16 protein-coding genes and 1 other annotated feature (1 of these 17 running past the window's edge) are annotated in these 17,524 nt (G+C 37.9%); of the genes, 3 read left to right on the plus strand and 13 right to left on the minus strand.

What is annotated here, in order from left to right; genetic code table 11:
• Positions 1 to 87, plus strand: a binding site (T-box leader) (it extends 104 nt beyond the left edge of the window).
• Positions 88 to 139: 52 nt separating this feature from the next.
• Positions 140 to 1,129, plus strand: coding sequence for a tryptophan--tRNA ligase (gene trpS, locus GX497_04430; protein HHY72469.1), 990 nt, complete (start codon positions 140 to 142; stop codon positions 1,127 to 1,129).
• A gap of 37 nt (positions 1,130 to 1,166) precedes the next feature.
• Here trpS and GX497_04435 read toward each other — a convergent pair whose 3' ends face one another.
• Positions 1,167 to 1,913 (minus strand): DUF3603 family protein, encoded by a 747-nt coding sequence (locus GX497_04435; protein HHY72470.1) that lies wholly within the window; start codon positions 1,911 to 1,913, stop codon positions 1,167 to 1,169.
• Between the two features lie 83 nt (positions 1,914 to 1,996).
• Positions 1,997 to 2,206 (minus strand): hypothetical protein, encoded by a 210-nt coding sequence (locus GX497_04440; GenBank protein ID HHY72471.1) that lies wholly within the window; start codon positions 2,204 to 2,206, stop codon positions 1,997 to 1,999.
• 233 nt (positions 2,207 to 2,439) lie between these two features.
• Between GX497_04440 and GX497_04445 the strand changes: the two genes are divergently transcribed.
• Positions 2,440 to 3,489, plus strand: a complete 1,050-nt coding sequence (locus GX497_04445; protein ID HHY72472.1) for an LCP family protein — start codon at positions 2,440 to 2,442, stop codon at positions 3,487 to 3,489.
• Positions 3,490 to 3,523: 34 nt separating this feature from the next.
• Here GX497_04445 and fabF read toward each other — a convergent pair whose 3' ends face one another.
• The 6 genes from fabF to GX497_04475 all read right to left on the minus strand — a co-directional run bounded on the left by fabF (position 3,524) and on the right by GX497_04475 (position 8,899).
• Positions 3,524 to 4,765: a beta-ketoacyl-ACP synthase II gene (gene fabF / locus GX497_04450; GenBank protein ID HHY72473.1), complete on the minus strand. Its 1,242-nt coding sequence runs from the start codon at positions 4,763 to 4,765 to the stop codon at positions 3,524 to 3,526.
• Positions 4,766 to 4,840: 75 nt separating this feature from the next.
• The gene (locus GX497_04455; protein ID HHY72474.1) at positions 4,841 to 5,773 is read right to left on the minus strand and encodes a ketoacyl-ACP synthase III; all 933 of its coding nucleotides are present in this window, start codon (positions 5,771 to 5,773) and stop codon (positions 4,841 to 4,843) included.
• Between the two features lie 129 nt (positions 5,774 to 5,902).
• Complete coding sequence (locus tag GX497_04460; protein ID HHY72475.1) at positions 5,903 to 6,091, minus strand: competence protein ComG; 189 nt, start codon at positions 6,089 to 6,091, stop codon at positions 5,903 to 5,905.
• 13 nt (positions 6,092 to 6,104) lie between these two features.
• Positions 6,105 to 7,070 (minus strand): BMP family ABC transporter substrate-binding protein, encoded by a 966-nt coding sequence (locus tag GX497_04465; GenBank protein HHY72476.1) that lies wholly within the window; start codon positions 7,068 to 7,070, stop codon positions 6,105 to 6,107.
• A gap of 109 nt (positions 7,071 to 7,179) precedes the next feature.
• Positions 7,180 to 8,049: an NAD(P)-dependent oxidoreductase gene (locus GX497_04470; GenBank protein HHY72477.1), complete on the minus strand. Its 870-nt coding sequence runs from the start codon at positions 8,047 to 8,049 to the stop codon at positions 7,180 to 7,182.
• A 106-nt stretch (positions 8,050 to 8,155) separates the two neighbouring features.
• A complete protein-coding gene (locus tag GX497_04475; GenBank protein HHY72478.1) occupies positions 8,156 to 8,899 on the minus strand; it encodes an alpha/beta hydrolase in 744 nt (247 codons plus the stop codon).
• A gap of 140 nt (positions 8,900 to 9,039) precedes the next feature.
• On the opposite strand from GX497_04475, the gene GX497_04480 reads away from it, so the two are divergent.
• Positions 9,040 to 9,228 carry a YjzD family protein gene (locus GX497_04480; protein ID HHY72479.1) on the plus strand — a complete coding sequence of 63 codons (189 nt, stop codon included), beginning with the start codon at positions 9,040 to 9,042 and terminating at the stop codon, positions 9,226 to 9,228.
• Positions 9,229 to 9,279: 51 nt separating this feature from the next.
• Here GX497_04480 and clpB read toward each other — a convergent pair whose 3' ends face one another.
• The 5 genes from clpB to GX497_04505 form a co-directional block, all read right to left on the minus strand.
• On the minus strand, positions 9,280 to 11,889 hold the full coding sequence (gene clpB, locus GX497_04485; protein HHY72480.1) for an ATP-dependent chaperone ClpB: 2,610 nt from the start codon (positions 11,887 to 11,889) through the stop codon (positions 9,280 to 9,282).
• A gap of 124 nt (positions 11,890 to 12,013) precedes the next feature.
• On the minus strand, positions 12,014 to 12,196 hold the full coding sequence (locus tag GX497_04490) for a YjzC family protein (GenBank protein ID HHY72481.1): 183 nt from the start codon (positions 12,194 to 12,196) through the stop codon (positions 12,014 to 12,016).
• 72 nt (positions 12,197 to 12,268) lie between these two features.
• Positions 12,269 to 13,210: an ornithine carbamoyltransferase gene (gene argF, locus GX497_04495; protein HHY72482.1), complete on the minus strand. Its 942-nt coding sequence runs from the start codon at positions 13,208 to 13,210 to the stop codon at positions 12,269 to 12,271.
• A gap of 18 nt (positions 13,211 to 13,228) precedes the next feature.
• A complete protein-coding gene (locus tag GX497_04500; protein ID HHY72483.1) occupies positions 13,229 to 16,369 on the minus strand; it encodes a carbamoyl phosphate synthase large subunit in 3,141 nt (1,046 codons plus the stop codon).
• The gene (locus tag GX497_04505) at positions 16,362 to 17,498 is read right to left on the minus strand and encodes a carbamoyl phosphate synthase small subunit (GenBank protein ID HHY72484.1); all 1,137 of its coding nucleotides are present in this window, start codon (positions 17,496 to 17,498) and stop codon (positions 16,362 to 16,364) included. The genes GX497_04500 and GX497_04505 overlap by 8 nt, the downstream gene beginning before the upstream one ends.
• Positions 17,499 to 17,524 lie beyond the last annotated feature (26 nt).

Consider the following 17,524-nt stretch of genomic DNA (forward strand, 5'->3'; position numbering starts at 1 on the left):
TGTACGTGAGGATGATTGACATCCTCGTCAAAGTGATTCTATTTAATAGAATAACAAGGGTGGCACCACGGTCCATTCGTCCCTTATTTGCGGGATGAATGGGCCTTTTTGTATAGAAAAAAATCAGGAGGAAATTTTTATGGCAATTATTTTTTCTGGCATTCAGCCAAGCGGAACATTAACATTAGGAAATTATCTTGGGGCAATGAAGCATTTTGTTGATTTACAGGACGAAAATCAATGTTATTTCTGTATTGTAGACCAACATGCGATTACTGTCCCGCAAGATCCAAAAGAGCTTCAAAAAAATATCCGCAGCCTTGCTGCACTATACATAGCGGTAGGCATCGACCCGGAGCGTTCTACCTTATTTATTCAATCGGAAGTGCCTGCCCATGCCCAACTAGGATGGGTTATGCAATGTATAAGCTACATCGGAGAACTTGAAAGAATGACGCAATTTAAAGATAAATCCGCTGGCAAAGAAGCTGTATCAGCAGGGCTTTTAACATATCCACCACTCATGGTTGCAGATATTTTATTATACAGTACAGATATTGTCCCAGTTGGCGAAGACCAAAAGCAGCATCTTGAGCTCACTCGCGATTTAGCTGAACGATTTAACAAAAAATATAGGGAAGTTTTCACTATTCCAGAAGTTAGCATCCCTAAGGTTGGAGCAAAAATTATGTCGCTCCAAGACCCGGTAAAAAAAATGAGCAAATCAGATGCCAATACAAAAGCGTTCATCTCCATGCTTGACACTGAAAAGCAAATTGAAAAGAAAATTAAGAGTGCCGTCACCGACTCAGAAGGGATCATCCGCTTCGACAAAGAAAATAAAGCTGGCGTTTCGAACTTACTAACAATTTATTCAATCTGTTCAAATCAATCTATCGAGGATTTAGAAAAGAAATATGATGGAAAAGGCTACGGAGAATTTAAAGCAGATGTAGCGGGAACAGTTATCGAAACGTTAAAACCGATTCAGGAAAGATACTACGAATTACTAGAATCTGAAGAGCTTGATCAATGTTTAGACCTTGGTGCTGAAAAAGCAAACGAAGTTGCCTCAAAAATGATGAAAAAGGTTGAAAAAGCGATGGGATTAGGAAGAAAACGAAAATAAAAGCAGGAAGCAGGAGACGGTTCGGTTCTCCTGCTTCCTAATTTACCTTTGTTCCTTGTTCTAATTCCCATAGCTTTTCAAAGAACGGTTGTCCTTTTACAAGGCGTTCACAAAGATGTTCATGACGCAGTGACCAACCATACTTTGTTTCCTCATATAATTTATTCCAGATATCATCAAAATTTTTCTGTTGAATTTCTTTATACTCAGCAGGATTCCATTCCGTATACCAGTATCGGATTTCAGCCGGATTACCAGTGGAGTGCAATTGATCAAGTGCCATAAATAATAATTGCTTTAATTGTCGTTCTTTCCGGGTGAGCCCCTTCATTAGGAATGGGGCAGGCGAAAGAATATGATACTCTTTTGAGCTTGCCCTCTGCTCAAACTCGTATATAGTCGGTTCTAAATCTCTAACCATTTCATAAACAAGCTGTTCTTGTCTTGGAATTAATCTGCTTTTTCTAATCGGGATATGATACCCTAAAGTATCCGCTGCTAAAATTCCAACTCCATCTGTAACGACAAAACAATAATCAAGCTGAATCCGTTCGTGATTTTTGCGTACAAAACTTTTTTGATATACGTCCTCTAGAAGCGTTTGCGGCAATTCAGACAAATCATTTTCAATATAATTGAATAACAGAGATTCTACCTTTATTAACGGTGTTTGGTCTAAAAGTTCTACGGTATCTTCCTTGCGCCATTCGTGAAAATAGCAAATATTATAACCATTCTCCTCCCCTTCAAACCAATTCACCCAAACATCGTGCAAATACAACATGTTTTACCCCTCACTTCACATCACTTTATTAAAAAATAGTATAGGCAGATACAGGGGAAAATATTCCAATCGGGGTAATTATTTCATTTCCTTTCAAATGGCAAATAGATACTTAAAGTAATAAAAAGAATACCAATTATAAAGAGATGGCACTCTATTTTTTTACTAATAAATTTAAAATAATCAAAATAGGACAAACCAATCGGGATGACATTCAAATAGGCAATAATTGATACTCCTCCTGCAACAGCCAGTCCAAATCCTATTAAAAAAATAAAGAGTCGAAAAATCATAGCCTATTTAATCCCCCTTTTGCTTGTCCCTTTTTTATCATTTGTATGAAGAAAGAAAAAAAATATGTGGGTGAAAACTAGAAGAAATGTAACTTATTTTATGATAATATTGTAAATAGGTGTCGAATCTAGTATGCTATAAGTCTATACATCTTTTTTAATAAAACTCTTTACTAATTAATAAAATGAGAGTAAATTAGTTGTTGTGTATTTAAGGAGAGGTGAAGATCAAGATGTCTTCAACGCGCATAGAGCGTAGAAAAAATATAGTGCAACAAAAACGAGCAGCAAAAAGGCGAAGAAAAAAAAGCCCTTTTAAAATCGGACTAATCGTTTTAACTTTTTTAATTGCCTTAATTGGCTATGGGGTTTTCCAATATTATAGTGGCTACATTTCCGCTTCCGGTGACAATGATTTGTCTTCTACTAACGGGAAAGGCGAAGAAGAAAATTCTTTCAATGGTGTAGAAGATTTAGATAAAATCAATGTTTTAATTCTAGGTATAGACTCAGGTCCTGAAGACAACGGTCGTACAGATACGCTTATGATTGCACAATACGATCCCGAAACCGGAACCGCAAAACTTGCTTCAATCATGAGGGATTCCTATGTTTCGATCCCAGGGTATAAAGATAATAAAATAAATTCTGCTTTTAGCCTCGGCGGACCAGAGCTAGTGCGGAAAACTGTAAAAGAAAACTTTGGCATTGATGTCCAATACTATGCATCGGTGAACTTTGATGGCTTTACTCAAGTTGTTGATGTATTGTCGCCTGATGGTGTAAATATTGATGTTGAAAAGAAAATGAAATATACGGATAGAGCTGGTGGATTATATATTAACTTCCAACCTGGTTTACAAAAATTAAACGGGAAAGAATTACTAGAATATGCCCGCTTCCGCCATGATGCTGAAAGCGACTTCGGAAGAGTGCGCAGACAGCAGCAAGTAATTGCTGCCATTAAAGATGAGCTCATTAGCATCAATGGAATCGCAAAGCTACCGAAAATGTTGGGGACTGCCCAGCCTTATATTGATACAAATTTAGGTTCAAAAACGCTTCTTGCTTTAGGAACAAACTTTTTAATGAATAAAAAAGACATCGAAACCATTCGCATTCCTATCGATGGGGCATTCGAAAACAAACGATACAGCCATGCAGGTGCAGTTTTGGAAATTGACCGGAAAAAAAATAAACAAGCTTTACAGGATTTCTTCTCGTCAACACAGGTTGTTTCTGAAGAAGTAAGCATGAATGAAATTGCAGCGGATGTCCAGTAAAAAAGAGGCTTGACCCCATGGGTCAGCCTCTTTTTTATTGCTCATATTTTTTAAAGATTAAAGAGACATTATGTCCGCCAAATCCTAATGAATTACTTAAAACTGCATTTACAGCTTGTTTTCTAGCTTGATTAGGGACATAGTCTAAATCACATTCTGGGTCTGGCGTTTCTAAATTCATCGTCGGCGGAATAATTCCATCTGTAATAGCTTTTACAGAAAAAATAGCTTCAACCGCGCCAGCCGCACCTAAAAGATGGCCTGTCACAGATTTTGTCGAGCTTACAGCCATTTTATAAGCATGCTCACCAAAAACTTCCTTCACAGCCATTGTTTCATATTTATCATTATAATCTGTACTTGTACCGTGAGCGTTCATATAGTCGATTTCTTCCGCTTTCAGTCCAGCATCTTGAAGAGCCATCTTCATCGCCCTTGCGCCGCCTTCACCGCCTGGTGCTGGAGCTGTAATGTGATAGGCATCACCAGTCGCACCATAACCAACGATTTCAGCATAAATTTTTGCACCACGTGCTAATGCAGATTCTAATGATTCTAACACTAAAATTCCTGCACCTTCGCCCATAACAAACCCATCGCGATTTAAATCAAATGGGCGGCTTGCTTTACTAGGATCTGGATTCGTAGATAATGCCTTTGCCATACAAAAACCAGCAAAAGACATATTTGTAATTGGAGCCTCTGTTCCACCAGTAATCATGTAATCTGCATCGCCACGCTGGATGACCTTAAAAGCATCACCAATCGAGTTTGCTCCAGAAGCACACGCCGTTGTCGTACATGCATTAATTCCTTTTGCACCTAGCGCAATTGATACTTGTCCTGCAGCCATATCAGCAATCATCATTGGTACATAAAATGGACTTACACGGCGATAGCCTTTTTCAAGGAAATTCTTGTGTTGCTCTTCATGTGTCTCCATCCCGCCGATACCGGAACCAATCCAAACGCCAACTCTTGTGGCAATTTCATCGGTAATTTCCAAGTTTGCATCCTTGACAGCCATTATTGCTGCCGCAAGTGCATACTGTGTAAAACGGTCCATTCTTCTTGCTTCTTTTTTATCGATAAAATCCTCGGGTTTAAAATCTTTTATTTCACCTGCTACTTTTGCAGGGAATACTTCTTTATCTACTCTTGTTACCTCACAAACCCCTGAGATACCATTAACCACATTACTCCAAGTCGTATCTACATCAAGGCCACAAGGCGTAACTGCACCAAGACCTGTTATTACAACTCGTCTTTTTTCCATAAAAACATGACACCTTTCATTTTTTTATTTACAATCTAAACATACTTCTATAGTGAACTACATAATTCCTGCTTCTTATTTACCCCATTTTAACGCGATTGCTCCCCAAGTCAAGCCGCCGCCAAAACCAACCATAACAATTATATCATCATCTTTGATTTTTCCGTTATGCAATTCTTCAACAAGTGCAATCGGGATTGAGGACGAGGAAGTATTGCCGTATTTATCTACTATTTTTGACATTTTTTCCTCTGGAAGTTCTAACCGTTGTCTTGATGCCTCCATGATGCGAATGTTTGCTTGATGTGGTACAAGAAAGTCAACATCCTCCTTTGTTAGCCCTGCTTTTTCAATGACATTAACAGCTGATTCTCCCATTTGTCGAACTGCAAATTTAAATACCTCTCTGCCGTTCATCATGATGTATTCATCTTGGTAAAGATGCTTTCCACCAACACCATCCGCGCCTAATTCGAATGATAAGATTCCTCTGCCTTCGGAAACAGGCGCCATTATAGCCGCCGCAGCGCCATCACCGAATAAAACTGCCGTATTGCGGTCAGACCAATCAGTAATTTTTGAAAGCTTTTCAGCGCCAACAACAAGCACGTTCTTGTATGTACCAGTTCGAATAAATTGTTGCGCTGTAACCATTGCGTACATAAAACCTGCACAAGCAGCACCGATATCCATCGCAGCCGCATTTTTCGCCCCTATTTTTTCTTGAACTAAACAGGATACTGACGGAAACGGAGAATCTGGTGTTACCGTTGCCACGATGATTAAATCAATATCCAAAGCCGTAATCCCAGCATCAGCAATAGCTTTCTCAGCTGCGAAAACTGCCATTTGAGAAGTGTTAATGTCATCATCGGCAATTCGTCTTTCTTTTATCCCTGTTCTCGTTTGAATCCATTCATCAGATGTATCTAAAATCTTTTCTAAATCAGCATTTGTCACTACTTTTTCAGGAAGATATCGGCCAATCCCTATTATTCCAGCGTTCACGCGAAGCATCTCCTTTGTATAAAATCACCTATTATCACCAAATATTATGACTTGGTACTAATATAGTAAAACATTTCATTTTATTTGTCTATTAAAAGAGGCCGACTTTTTATGTCAACCTCCACATGCTTACTTATTTTGATTGGCCTCAGAAGCACCGAGCGCATAAGCATCATTCATAACCTTTAAAAGCACATCAAGCATCGGTTGCATCATATCGATGTTTACTTCCATGCCTTTTTCCTTTAGCATCATTTGCGCTTCAGGCATATACTTCATCGCAATTTGGATAAATTTAAAATTTCTTTCTTGTTCCATCGTTAAGCACCTCTTACTCTTTTCTTAATTCTTTACTTGGTAATTCACCAGTTAACTTATACAATTCAACGGCTTTATTTATATCATTTTTAAAGTCGTTAGGTATTTCGGAACTAAATTCCCCCAACGAAATAACGCCTTCTTGGAAATCATACGATTTAATTCCATGCTTAAATTTACCTGAGACGTATTCGGTTGCTACTAATTCATAAACTTTTTCAACTTGTTGAATTGTGCTTGTAAGTACAGTAGAATCCCCTAAATCCGATTGATCGGAAACATAGCCAATCGCATAATGACCATCTTCTTTAATTGCTTCAATGACTGGAAGATTGAACAGGTCGCCTGCTGGATAAAAGACATCTACCCCAGCCTCTTCCATTTCTTTGTATGCTTTTAGCGCTACTTCTTTATTGCTCCAGCTTTTTGTGTTATAAACGGAAACATCAACGGTATGATCCTGATATTTTGCCCCATCAACAAAGCCTTTTATTTCTGGCAGCCAATTAAAGGCCGCAATCACACCAATATGTTTCGTTTTACTCATTTTCGCTGCAATCATCCCGCTAAAAAATCCAACCGCCTGCGATTCAAATTTAATGCTTGTCACATTCTCAGCAGTAAAACTCCCATTAAAATATACAAAATCAATGGAGGGATAATTGTTATGTAAATCTTCAAAAAAAGGGCCAAACTCACTGCCATGTCCAAATACAAGACTGACTCCTTCCTCTTCAAATTCATCCAGAGCAGCTTTAACATCACTTTTCGTATTCATTCCCTCTTTATAGTATACGTCTACTTTTAATGCTGATTGGATTTTCAAGAGTCCGTTGTAGCCTTTACTACCCCATACTGGGTCATTAATCGTTTCAGGTAAAAGTAAGCCAACCTTTGTATTTGTATGTTTACTAACGGGTTGTCCACAAGCAGCCAACAAAAATATTGCCGTTAAAAGTAACAAAAGAAGCTTTTTCAAAACAAGCCCCTCCCTATTATAACCTTCTCTCTATTTGTCTAACATTTCTATTTTACTATTCGAATGTGAAGTTGTAAAAGGTTATCAACAATTTGATTAGTTTTTCTCTTTAAATCAGTCCAAAATCTCTTAACCTTTCAATATACTTATAATGTTCTTCTTGTGCCTTAATTCCATCAGCAATGGGGGTTTTTATAAATTTACTAAAAATGTGCGGATGATTAGGAATTTCTATTTTAGTTTCATTCTCCTTTGGTGGATTTTTGGGATGTTTTTGTAAAAAATTAAAGCCCTCATGCCATTGATTTTTTTTATTGCTGCTTATGATGATTGTTTTATTTTTCAGCTGGCTATGTGGAATATAAACTAGTATTTCCGCTAAATCATTGATGAAAATCGCATCTTCTTGGATCGGATCTAATGATGGTAAAGTAACCCCTTGAATCAGTTGTTGGAACGTCATCGAAGTGGGCTGCCATGGACCATAAATTGTTGGGAGTTGTAAAATAACAAAGGTAAATATTGGATTTTCTTGACTGTATTTTTCGATTTCAATTTCTTCTGCAGCTTTCAGCATACCGGTTAAATTACGAGGATTTTTTTTGAATACTTCATAAGATGAAAGATAAATAAATTGGCAGTTACCTTCTTTGCAATAGTCCATTACTTGCAGCAATATAATTTTTCTTGTTAACATTTTATCATTAATATTATCCTCATTCACTTCTTGATCATCTAAGCAAAAATAGAGACAATCACATTTTTCCGCTACATCTTTGAAAACAACTTCCTCTACTTGTTCATTACGATATACAAAATGACTGTTTCTAGCAATCTGGGCCAACTTTTGTTCTTGAACTTTTGCATTTCGCCCCTCTATATAGTCAATACCAATCACTTCATACTCTTCCTCTAAAAGACATTCACATAGAGCAAAACCGATAAATCCCAATGCACCAAGCACTATGGCCTTTTTCATTAGAAGTCCCCCAATAATTCTTTTTTCAAACATTATTATGCATAACAAAAATATTTAGAATAAGAAAAATAAGGCCAGATATTGCCTTATTTCCAATAATTCTATTTTATAATAGTTGTTCATGCTTTTTTAGAAAAGCAATAACATTATCTGTAATATGAAATCTTTTCTCAAATAAGTGCAAAGAAAGTTCGATTGGGGCACCTTGTTGCTTTCGAATTTTCTCATATAAACGACTATGCTCAAAAGCTGGGTATAGCACTCTATTTGTACAATGCCAAATTTTCACAGGTACTTTCGATATAAACTTGGATACATCAAAATTTTCAATCACTTCTTTTTCAATTTGTATTTCTTCAATTTTATATGAAACAGCTATTTCATTAATGATTCGTTTGAAAAATAATTTATTATTTTTTTCCGTTTTAATAAAACCTTTTAAATCAATGCAAGGGCTTAGCATTGCAACAGATCTTAATGAAGGTCCCATCTCCTCCATCAATTGGAGCACAGCAAGCGTACCCATACCTTCAGCAATAACATGGATTTTGTCGTTCACGATTTCTTTACGTATTACCATATTATACAACTGTTTTAGTAGATTAACGGCACTAGGACTTCCCCAATGTCTGCCAAATAAATTAGAATAAAAAACGGTATAGCCTTCATCTCTGAATCTCTCAATCATTTGAAACCGATCACGATTTTGAATCCAAACACTTGTAGTCTCATCAACAAAATGGTTTTGGTCACCGACAAGTAAAATTGCAAAACCATTTGGGCGTTCAGGAAGGTGGATTATGTTCCATTGGTCGTCAATTTTGAAAAAGCGCTGATTGAGCTTCATCATGTTCCTCGCCTCTTTACTCTTGTACATACAATTCTAATGTATGTCATATTTTTAAAAAAGCAAAGGTTTTTACCTATTTTTTTTATCGAAAATATGATAATATGGTTTTACAATGTGCTTATAAACGAGGTGAGAAGATAATGCGTATTTTTTGGACTATTTTTTGGACTTTTGCATTAAGCCAAATGCTTGTATATGTTGTTAGCAGTATGACAGGTAGTACATACGATTTCATGCAAGGGGTTTTTCTTTGTGTTGTATTTTCAATTATCGTTATTTTTCTTGGTGAAGCTGGCGTACCGAACGAACCACATGAATCACACCACTAAGATTGATAAGCAAAGAAACAAAGAGGCGAATCGAACGATTCGACCTCTTTTTTATTTTTTAACAGTAATTTGCAATTCCCCATCTTCAACATCAATCACAACATCAGCGCCGTCTGTAATCGTTCCTGCAATAATTTCCCTTGCTACTTTCGTTTCAATAAAATGCTGGATAAATCGTTTTAATGGGCGAGCACCATATACTGGATCAAAACCTTCATTTACAATAAACTCTTTCGTTTCCTCAGTAAGCGCTAATTTAATTTGGCGGTCATCAAGGCGTGTTTGTAATTCCTGAACTAATTTTTCAACAATACCAGAAATTTCTTTCACAGTTAAAGGTTTAAATAAAATTGTATCGTCCACCCGATTTAAAAATTCAGGGCGAAAATGACGGCGAAGTTCAGCTATTACTTTTTCACGAACCTGCTCTGAAATTTGACCACTTTCAGTTAATCCTTCTAATAAGTTAGCAGAGCCGATATTCGATGTCATGATGATTACTGTATTTTTAAAATCGACAAGACGGCCTTTTGAGTCGGTGATTCTGCCGTCATCAAGCATTTGCAGTAAGACATTAAATACTTCGGGATGGGCTTTTTCAATTTCATCTAATAAAATAACCGAGTATGGCTTTCTGCGTACAGCTTCCGTCAGCTGCCCACCTTCTTCATAGCCGACATAGCCTGGAGGGGCGCCGATTAATCTTGAAACAGCATGTTTTTCCATATATTCAGACATATCAATGCGAACGATGTGCTCTTCGCTATCAAACAAGCTTTCTGCTAAAGCTTTCGCTAGTTCAGTTTTACCCACACCAGTTGGACCAAGAAAAATGAAGGAACCAATCGGCCGGTTAGGGTCTTTTATACCAGCTCTTGCTCTAATGACGGCATCAGCAACAAGCTGAACAGCCTCATCTTGACCAATGACACGCTCATGTAAAATTTGATCCAAGCGGAGCAGTTTTTCCCGTTCCCCTTCAACAAGCCTAGATACTGGAATGCCTGTCCAGCGCCCGACGATTTCAGCCACTTCTTCATCTGTAACCTCCTCGCGTAATAGGCGTCCTTCTTTTTCGGATTTTGCTAACTCTTGTTCTCTTTCTTTTAACTGTTTTTCAAGGGCGGGAATTTTGCCATGCCTTAATTCGGCAGCTTTATTTAAATCATATTTCGCCTCAGCCTCCTCAAGCTCTCGTCTTGTTTTTTCGAGCTGTTCTCTTAACTGCTGTAGGGTTTGCAGTTCTTTCTTCTCCTCATCCCATTTTGCTTTCATCGCATGGGCTGTTTCTTTAAAATTTGCCAACTCTCTCCGCAACGCCTTTAGGCGTTCAATACTTGCTTCGTCTTTTTCTTTGCTTAGTGCTGCCTCTTCAATTTCCAATTGCATAATCTTACGGGTCACTTCGTCTAAATCAGATGGCATTGAGTCTATTTCCGTCCGAATTGTTGCACATGCTTCGTCTATGAGATCAATTGCTTTATCAGGTAGGAAGCGGTCTGTAATATAGCGGTCTGACAAAACAGCAGCAGTCACAAGCGCCCTGTCATGGATATTCACACCATGGTGAATTTCAAACCTTTCTTTTAGTCCCCTTAAAATGGAAATCGTGTCTTCCACTGTTGGCTCTTCCACAAGCACTTGTTGAAACCGTCTTTCAAGTGCAGGGTCTTTTTCAATATATTTGCGATGCTCATCTAAAGTTGTCGCCCCAATACAGTGCAGCTCACCACGTGCAAGCATCGGCTTTAACATATTTCCGGCATCCATTGCCCCTTCCGCTTTACCGGCACCGACAATTGTATGAATTTCATCAATGAATAATAAAATTCTGCCATCGCTCTTTTTTACTTCGTTTAACACTGCTTTTAATCTTTCTTCAAATTCCCCACGATATTTTGCTCCTGCTACAAGGGCACTCATATCTAAAGCAAAAATTGTTTTGTCTTTTAATCCTTCAGGAACGTCTTTACGGACAATCCGTTGTGCTAGCCCTTCAACAATTGCCGTTTTACCGACACCAGGCTCGCCAATTAAGACAGGATTATTTTTTGTTTTTCGCGATAAAATTCGGATTACTCGTCTAATTTCAGCATCACGGCCGATGACTGGGTCGATTTTTCCCCTTCTAACATCTTCCACTAAATCCCGCCCATATTTTTTCAAAGCATCATAAGTAACCTCTGGCGTCGGACTTGTTACTCGTTGATTGCCACGCACTTCTGAGAGCACTTTTAACAATGCTGACCGATTGAAGCCGATATGCTTAAAGATTTTTGCTGCTTCTGTCGATGGTTTTTCATCTGTCATCGCAAGGAGCAAATGTTCAACAGAAATATATTCATCCTTAAGATGGGTAGCTTCATCCTCGGCCCGCACTAATAATGCTTGTAACCTTTGGGTGATATAGACTGCACTCGTTTCTACACCTGAACCTGAAACATGCGGAAGCTTACCTAAGGCTTCTTCAGTTAGGGTGACCACTGTATTTGTGTTCATATTTAGTTTTTGTAAAATACTATTTGTGATACCATCTTCTTGGGTAAGCAATGAAAATAATAAATGTTCAACATCTACTTGTTGATGGCCTTTTCTAACTGCTAGCGACTGTGAATTAACAAGTGCCTCTTGCGTTTTTTCCGTCATTTTGTTCATATCCATAAAATAGTCCCCCTATACCTAGGATTAATTTGACCAATTTTGACCTATCTATATTATAGGACATTTTAAGAAAAAAATACAAGTAAAAACCCACCTGAATCTTGTCAGGCGGGTTGTAATCTCATTATTTAAATTTACTCGCATATGTCCATACGCGGTTATGGTTTGAGTTTTCTGGGAAACGATCCCCAACTTCCAGTCTTACCGACCTCGGTTTCAGGACGTTTGATCCCGTTTCACCAATTTCAACATAAATACCATTATTCGGTGCCTTTTGCCCCGCACGGAATTGACGCGGTTGCCCCATTACAATGACCTCCTTTAATTAAAGGTTCAGTCATAGTTTATCCGATTACCGTTAATTCATGCTTTGTCAATATTATTTATTTAATAAACCTAAAATCACCGCTTTTTGCACATGGAGACGGTTGCCAGCTTCTTGAACAACGACAGAATGTGGTCCATCGATGATTTCTGCTGTTACTTCTTCACCACGATGTGCAGGTAGGCAATGCATGAACGAGTAATCTGCTTTCGCATACTGCATAAGCTCAGCATTCACCTGGTACGGTTGCAGCTTTTCAATTCTTTCAGCAGCTTCGTCTTCAAAGCCCATACTTGTCCACACATCTGTATAAATGAAATCGGCACCCCTTACAGCCTCGATTGGGTCATTGATAACTTCAATCACTGCGCCAGTTTCAGCAGCAAATTTTTTGGCAATTTCGACTACTTCAGCTTTTGGTTGATATTCCTCAGGACAAGCAACGATACAGTCAAGGCCAACCTTTGCAGAGCCAATCATTAGTGAATGGGCGACATTATTGCCATCGCCAACATAGACAAGCTTATGGCCTTTGAAGCTTCCTTTTAATTCATAAACAGTCATTAGATCCGCTAAAGCCTGACATGGATGGTAATCATCTGTTAACGCATTAATAACTGGAATCGTTGCATGTTTCGCTAATTCAACAATACGTTCATGTTCATGTGTGCGAATCATAATAATATCATTGTACTCTGACAATACTTGAGCCGTATCAGAAATAGGTTCCCCTCTTCCTAATTGCGAATCTTTCGTGCTTAAAAAAATCGCATGCCCACCTAATTGCGTCATCCCTGCTTCAAATGACACACGTGTACGTGTTGATGATTTTTCAAAAATCATCACCATTGTTTTACCTTTTAATACGTCTAAATGCTGACCAGCTTTATGCATTTTTTTTAATTCTACAGCTGTTTTAATAATATCAATCATTTCTTCTTGAGTTAAATCAATTAATGTTAATAAATCCTCCACATGTAATTTCGGCGCAGTAATACTTGCTGCTAAATTCACTTAAACCACTTCTCTCTCTATATTTATTTTCGCCAACCAATCTTGGATGGAATTCACACTAAAATTACTTTCTTTAAAACCAATTAAAAATCCTTCCACTGTCTCCCATTCTGTAAAAATATAAAGTCGATATTTTAAGGCTAACTGGCGCTTCTCAATTACTAAATCCGTTTTCTCTTTAGACAAACTAATCAATGCAAGTGCGTTTGGATGTTGCACCCATTTTTCATAATCCTTTTCGATTGCAATTGTTAAGCCTGCATTTTCAATTAGTTCGCTACTATATTCGATGAATTCAAAATTTAAATCGCTGGCATCAATGAAAATTTCATTTTTGTTATGGGATTTTTGTTCGTTCCAGTGAAAGACTTTATAGAACGCTTCTTGCTTCGTTTCAGCGATGGCTATACCTTCACCAGTTGATTTCATTTCCGGCCCTAATATTGGGTCCAAGCCAGCCAGTTTTATTGTTGAAAATACTGGATACTTAATCGTAATAAACGGACGGTCAGGTAGAAGTCCTTTTTGATCAGTAATCTCATTTAAGTATTTCCCAAGCAATAATTTTGTCGCAATTTGAATAACTGGTACACCAGTTACTTTGCTCAAAATCGGAACTGTTCTGCTTGCTCTTGGATTGACTTCTAATACATAAACAACCCCATCCGAAAGAACAAATTGAATATTCATAATTCCTTTAAAATTAAGCTCTGTCGCAATTCGTTTCGCATACTCAGCCATAAGTCCTTTCTCTTGTTCCGAAATTGAAATCGAAGGTAATATCGCAGTACTATCTCCAGAGTGTACGCCTGCTTTTTCGACATGCTCGATAATTGTTGGAATTAAAATCTCCTTGCCATCAGTCAATACATCAACTTCTGCTTCCTTCCCAGCTACATAGGCATCAAGTAAAATTGGGAACACTGTTGCTCCTTGCCCCTCGATTAATTGCTCCAATTCCTGTTCGTTCTTTAAAATAATCATCCCTTTTCCACCAATCACATAGGATGGTCTTAACAGAATTGGATATCCGATCTGTGCAGCTTTTTCTTTTAAGTCATCGGTATTTACTGCTATTTCACCAGGTATATGCGGAACATTTACTTTACGTAAAAGTTGATAAAAGCGATCGCGGTCTTCTAGCTGGTCGATAACATCCTCATTCGTTCCAAGAATATTGACACCAGCCTTTTCCAGTGCAGAAACTAAGTTAATCGCTGTTTGACCACCAAACTGAACAATTACATCATTTGTCCCTTCAACTTCAAGAACATTCAAGACATCTTCTAATGTTAGCGGCTCAAAATATAAACGATCTGCCATTTCGTAGTCCGTACTCACCGTTTCCGGATTGTTGTTAATCATTATCGTTTCAAAGCCTTCATCTTGAAGAGCCAAAACACCATGAACAGAGCTATAGTCAAATTCAATTCCTTGACCGATACGGATTGGACCAGAACCAATAATACATACTTTTTTCTTGTCGCTTTTTTCAACCTCACACTCACCAAAATAGCTTGAATAGTAATAAGGTGTATTAGCTTCAAATTCAGCGGCGCATGTGTCAACCATTTTATAGGTGGCGCGAATAGTATAGCTTTTTCTTACTTCACGTATCTCAGCTTCCGTAACATTCCAAGCAGACGCTAGATATGCATCCGAAAAACCATATTTTTTAATTTTTTTCATAAATTCTTCTGAAACATTTTCAAATAAATAGCTGTCTATTTCTTGTTCCATTTTAATTAAACGCTTGAAACAAGCAAGGAAAAAAGAATTAATTTTTGTTTCTTGTTCAATCCTTTTTATATCAACGCCTCTTCTGATTAATTCTAAAATAGCAAAAAAGCGGCGGTCATCTGCATTTTTAACAATGGACATAAGTTCAGCTTCGACCATTTTCCCGGTTGCTGAATGCTTTAAGCCCTTTGTGTCAAGCTCTAATGAACGAACACCTTTTTGGATGGCACTTTCTAAATTCCGATCAATTGCCATCACTTCTCCAGTTGCTTTCATTTGCGTCCCTAAAAGGCGATTGGCGTTAGGAAATTTATCAAACGGCCAACATGGAAATTTTACAACAACATAATCTAAAGAAGGTTCAAAGCTAGCATAAGTATGTCCTGTAACTGGGTTTAATAATTCAGCTAATGTGTAACCAAGGCTTAATTTCGCAGCAATGCGGGCAATTGGATAACCAGTTGCTTTTGAAGCAAGTGCTGAAGATCGGCTTACACGAGGGTTGACTTCAATTAAATAATAATTTTTGCTAACTGGGTCTAACGCAAATTGGATATTACAGCCGCCGATAATGCCAAGAGCGCGAATAATTTTTACTGAAGCAGCTCGGAGCATTTGAAATTCAACATCAGTCAATGTTTGCGATGGCGCAACAACGATTGAATCCCCTGTATGTATGCCAACGGGATCGATGTTTTCCATGTTGCAAATCGTAATACAAGTATCACTTGCATCACGCATCACTTCAAATTCAATTTCTTTAAAGCCAGCAATACTTTTTTCAATTAAACATTGCGTAATTGGGCTGGCATCAAGACCGCTTCTGACAAGGTCAATGAATGTATTATAATCTTGGGCAATTCCACCGCCAAATCCACCTAATGTATAGGCAGGGCGAACAATAATTGGAAAACCGACTTTTTTCGCAAAGCTTAATGCTGCTTCTATATTTTCGACAATTTCACTTTCAGGTACAGGCTCATTAAGCTGATGCATTAATTCACGAAATGCTTCACGGTCTTCACCTTTTTTAATCGATTCAATTGGGGTGCCTAATAATTTCACACCATACTTTCCTAATACGCCTTTTTCATGGAGAGAAAAAGCTAAGTTTAAGCCTGTTTGCCCTCCAAGTGTGGCTAAGATGCCATCTGGCTTTTCTTTCGCAATTATTTTTTCGATTGCTTGGACTGTAAGCGGCTCAAAATAAACGGCATCTGCGTTTGCTTCATCCGTCATAATTGTCGCTGGGTTGTTGTTCACTAAAATAACGCGGCAGCCTTCTTCTTTTAATGCTAAGCAACCTTGAGTGCCAGCATAATCAAACTCAGCTGCCTGCCCAATAACAATCGGACCTGATCCAATTACGAGTACTGTCTTGATGTCATTACATTTAGGCATAAGCTTTTTCTCTCCTTGCACTCATCATCAAGCCTACAAAGTCGGCAAATAACGAAGATGTGTCACTTAATCCCGGATGTGCTTCAGGATGGAATTGCACCGAAATAATCGGCAATATTGCATGAATCATTCCTTCAACAGATTGATCATTGACGTTTACATACCTTACGGAAAATCCCGTTCCTTTTAAACTATCATCATCAACGACGAATGTATGGCTTTGTGATGTCATAAATACTTTTTTCTGAACTAAATCAATGACAGGTTGATTGGCACCGCGGTGACCAAATTTTAATTTTTTTGTATTGCCGCCAAAGGCTAAGGCCAGCAACTGATGTCCTAAACAAACCGCAAGTGTCGGATAATTTAGCACTAATCTTTTAACAACCGGCAAATGGAAAGCCATTTGTTTCGGATTGCCCGGGCCATTAGAAAGCATAATACCGTCTGGATTTAATGATTGAACAGTTTCAAAGGAAGTATTATATGGAACAACTGTAACTTTGCAGCCTACATGATTTAATGAAGTAACAATCGATTTCTTATAGCCAAAATCTAGTAATACTACATGATAAGAGCTCGTTCCGTATGTCTCCATTTGTTTCGTTGAAACTTCACTTACGAGCATTTTTTCTTCAGCCTGATATTTGTCAAGGGCTACCTCATCGGGATGTGATACCATCTGCCCTCCCATAACTCCGTGTTTACGAAGTCTTTTGACGACGGCACGTGTATCAATATTTTCCAAAAGGGGAATATTCCACTTTTGTAAATAGCCAGCAAATGTACTCATCGCTTCATAATGATGATAATCATCACTGCATTCGCTGACAATAACCCCAGAAACTTGCGGAATTACACTTTCAAAATCTACTTCATTTATTCCGTAATTACCGATTAACGGATAGGTGAAAACGACGATTTGACCTTTAAAGGAAGGATCTGTTATAACCTCTTGATAACCAGTCATCCCTGTAAAAAAGACTACTTCACCCTGAAGTGGCTCATTTGGTTTTTGACCAACCCAATCCCCTTCGAATTGATCACCGTTTTCTAAAACAAGATACCCTTTCACTTTATGTGCACCCCCACGACGTATAATTATAACAAGAAAGGTATTTTTATTCATAGATATTCAAAAATATGCAGCCTTAT

This window comes from Bacillus sp. (in: firmicutes), assembly GCA_012842745.1.
Classification (GTDB): domain Bacteria; phylum Bacillota; class Bacilli; order Bacillales; family Bacillaceae_J; genus Schinkia.

Excerpts from the sequence above, each read along its gene's own strand:
- GX497_04440 (HHY72471.1), bottom strand. The coding sequence starts at position 2,206 with ATGATTTTTCGACTCTTTATTTTTTTAATAGGATTTGGACTGGCTGTT.
- GX497_04505 (HHY72484.1), bottom strand. The coding sequence starts at position 17,498 with ATGAATAAAAATACCTTTCTTGTTATAATTATACGTCGTGGGGGTGCA.
- GX497_04490 (HHY72481.1), bottom strand. The coding sequence starts at position 12,196 with ATGGGGCAACCGCGTCAATTCCGTGCGGGGCAAAAGGCACCGAATAAT.
- trpS (HHY72469.1), top strand. The coding sequence starts at position 140 with ATGGCAATTATTTTTTCTGGCATTCAGCCAAGCGGAACATTAACATTA.
- GX497_04445 (HHY72472.1), top strand. The coding sequence starts at position 2,440 with ATGTCTTCAACGCGCATAGAGCGTAGAAAAAATATAGTGCAACAAAAA.
- GX497_04435 (HHY72470.1), bottom strand. The coding sequence starts at position 1,913 with ATGTTGTATTTGCACGATGTTTGGGTGAATTGGTTTGAAGGGGAGGAG.
- GX497_04480 (HHY72479.1), top strand. The coding sequence starts at position 9,040 with ATGCGTATTTTTTGGACTATTTTTTGGACTTTTGCATTAAGCCAAATG.
- clpB (HHY72480.1), bottom strand. The coding sequence starts at position 11,889 with ATGGATATGAACAAAATGACGGAAAAAACGCAAGAGGCACTTGTTAAT.
- fabF (HHY72473.1), bottom strand. The coding sequence starts at position 4,765 with ATGGAAAAAAGACGAGTTGTAATAACAGGTCTTGGTGCAGTTACGCCT.
- GX497_04460 (HHY72475.1), bottom strand. The coding sequence starts at position 6,091 with ATGGAACAAGAAAGAAATTTTAAATTTATCCAAATTGCGATGAAGTAT.
- GX497_04470 (HHY72477.1), bottom strand. The coding sequence starts at position 8,049 with ATGAAAAAGGCCATAGTGCTTGGTGCATTGGGATTTATCGGTTTTGCT.
- GX497_04500 (HHY72483.1), bottom strand. The coding sequence starts at position 16,369 with ATGCCTAAATGTAATGACATCAAGACAGTACTCGTAATTGGATCAGGT.
- GX497_04475 (HHY72478.1), bottom strand. The coding sequence starts at position 8,899 with ATGATGAAGCTCAATCAGCGCTTTTTCAAAATTGACGACCAATGGAAC.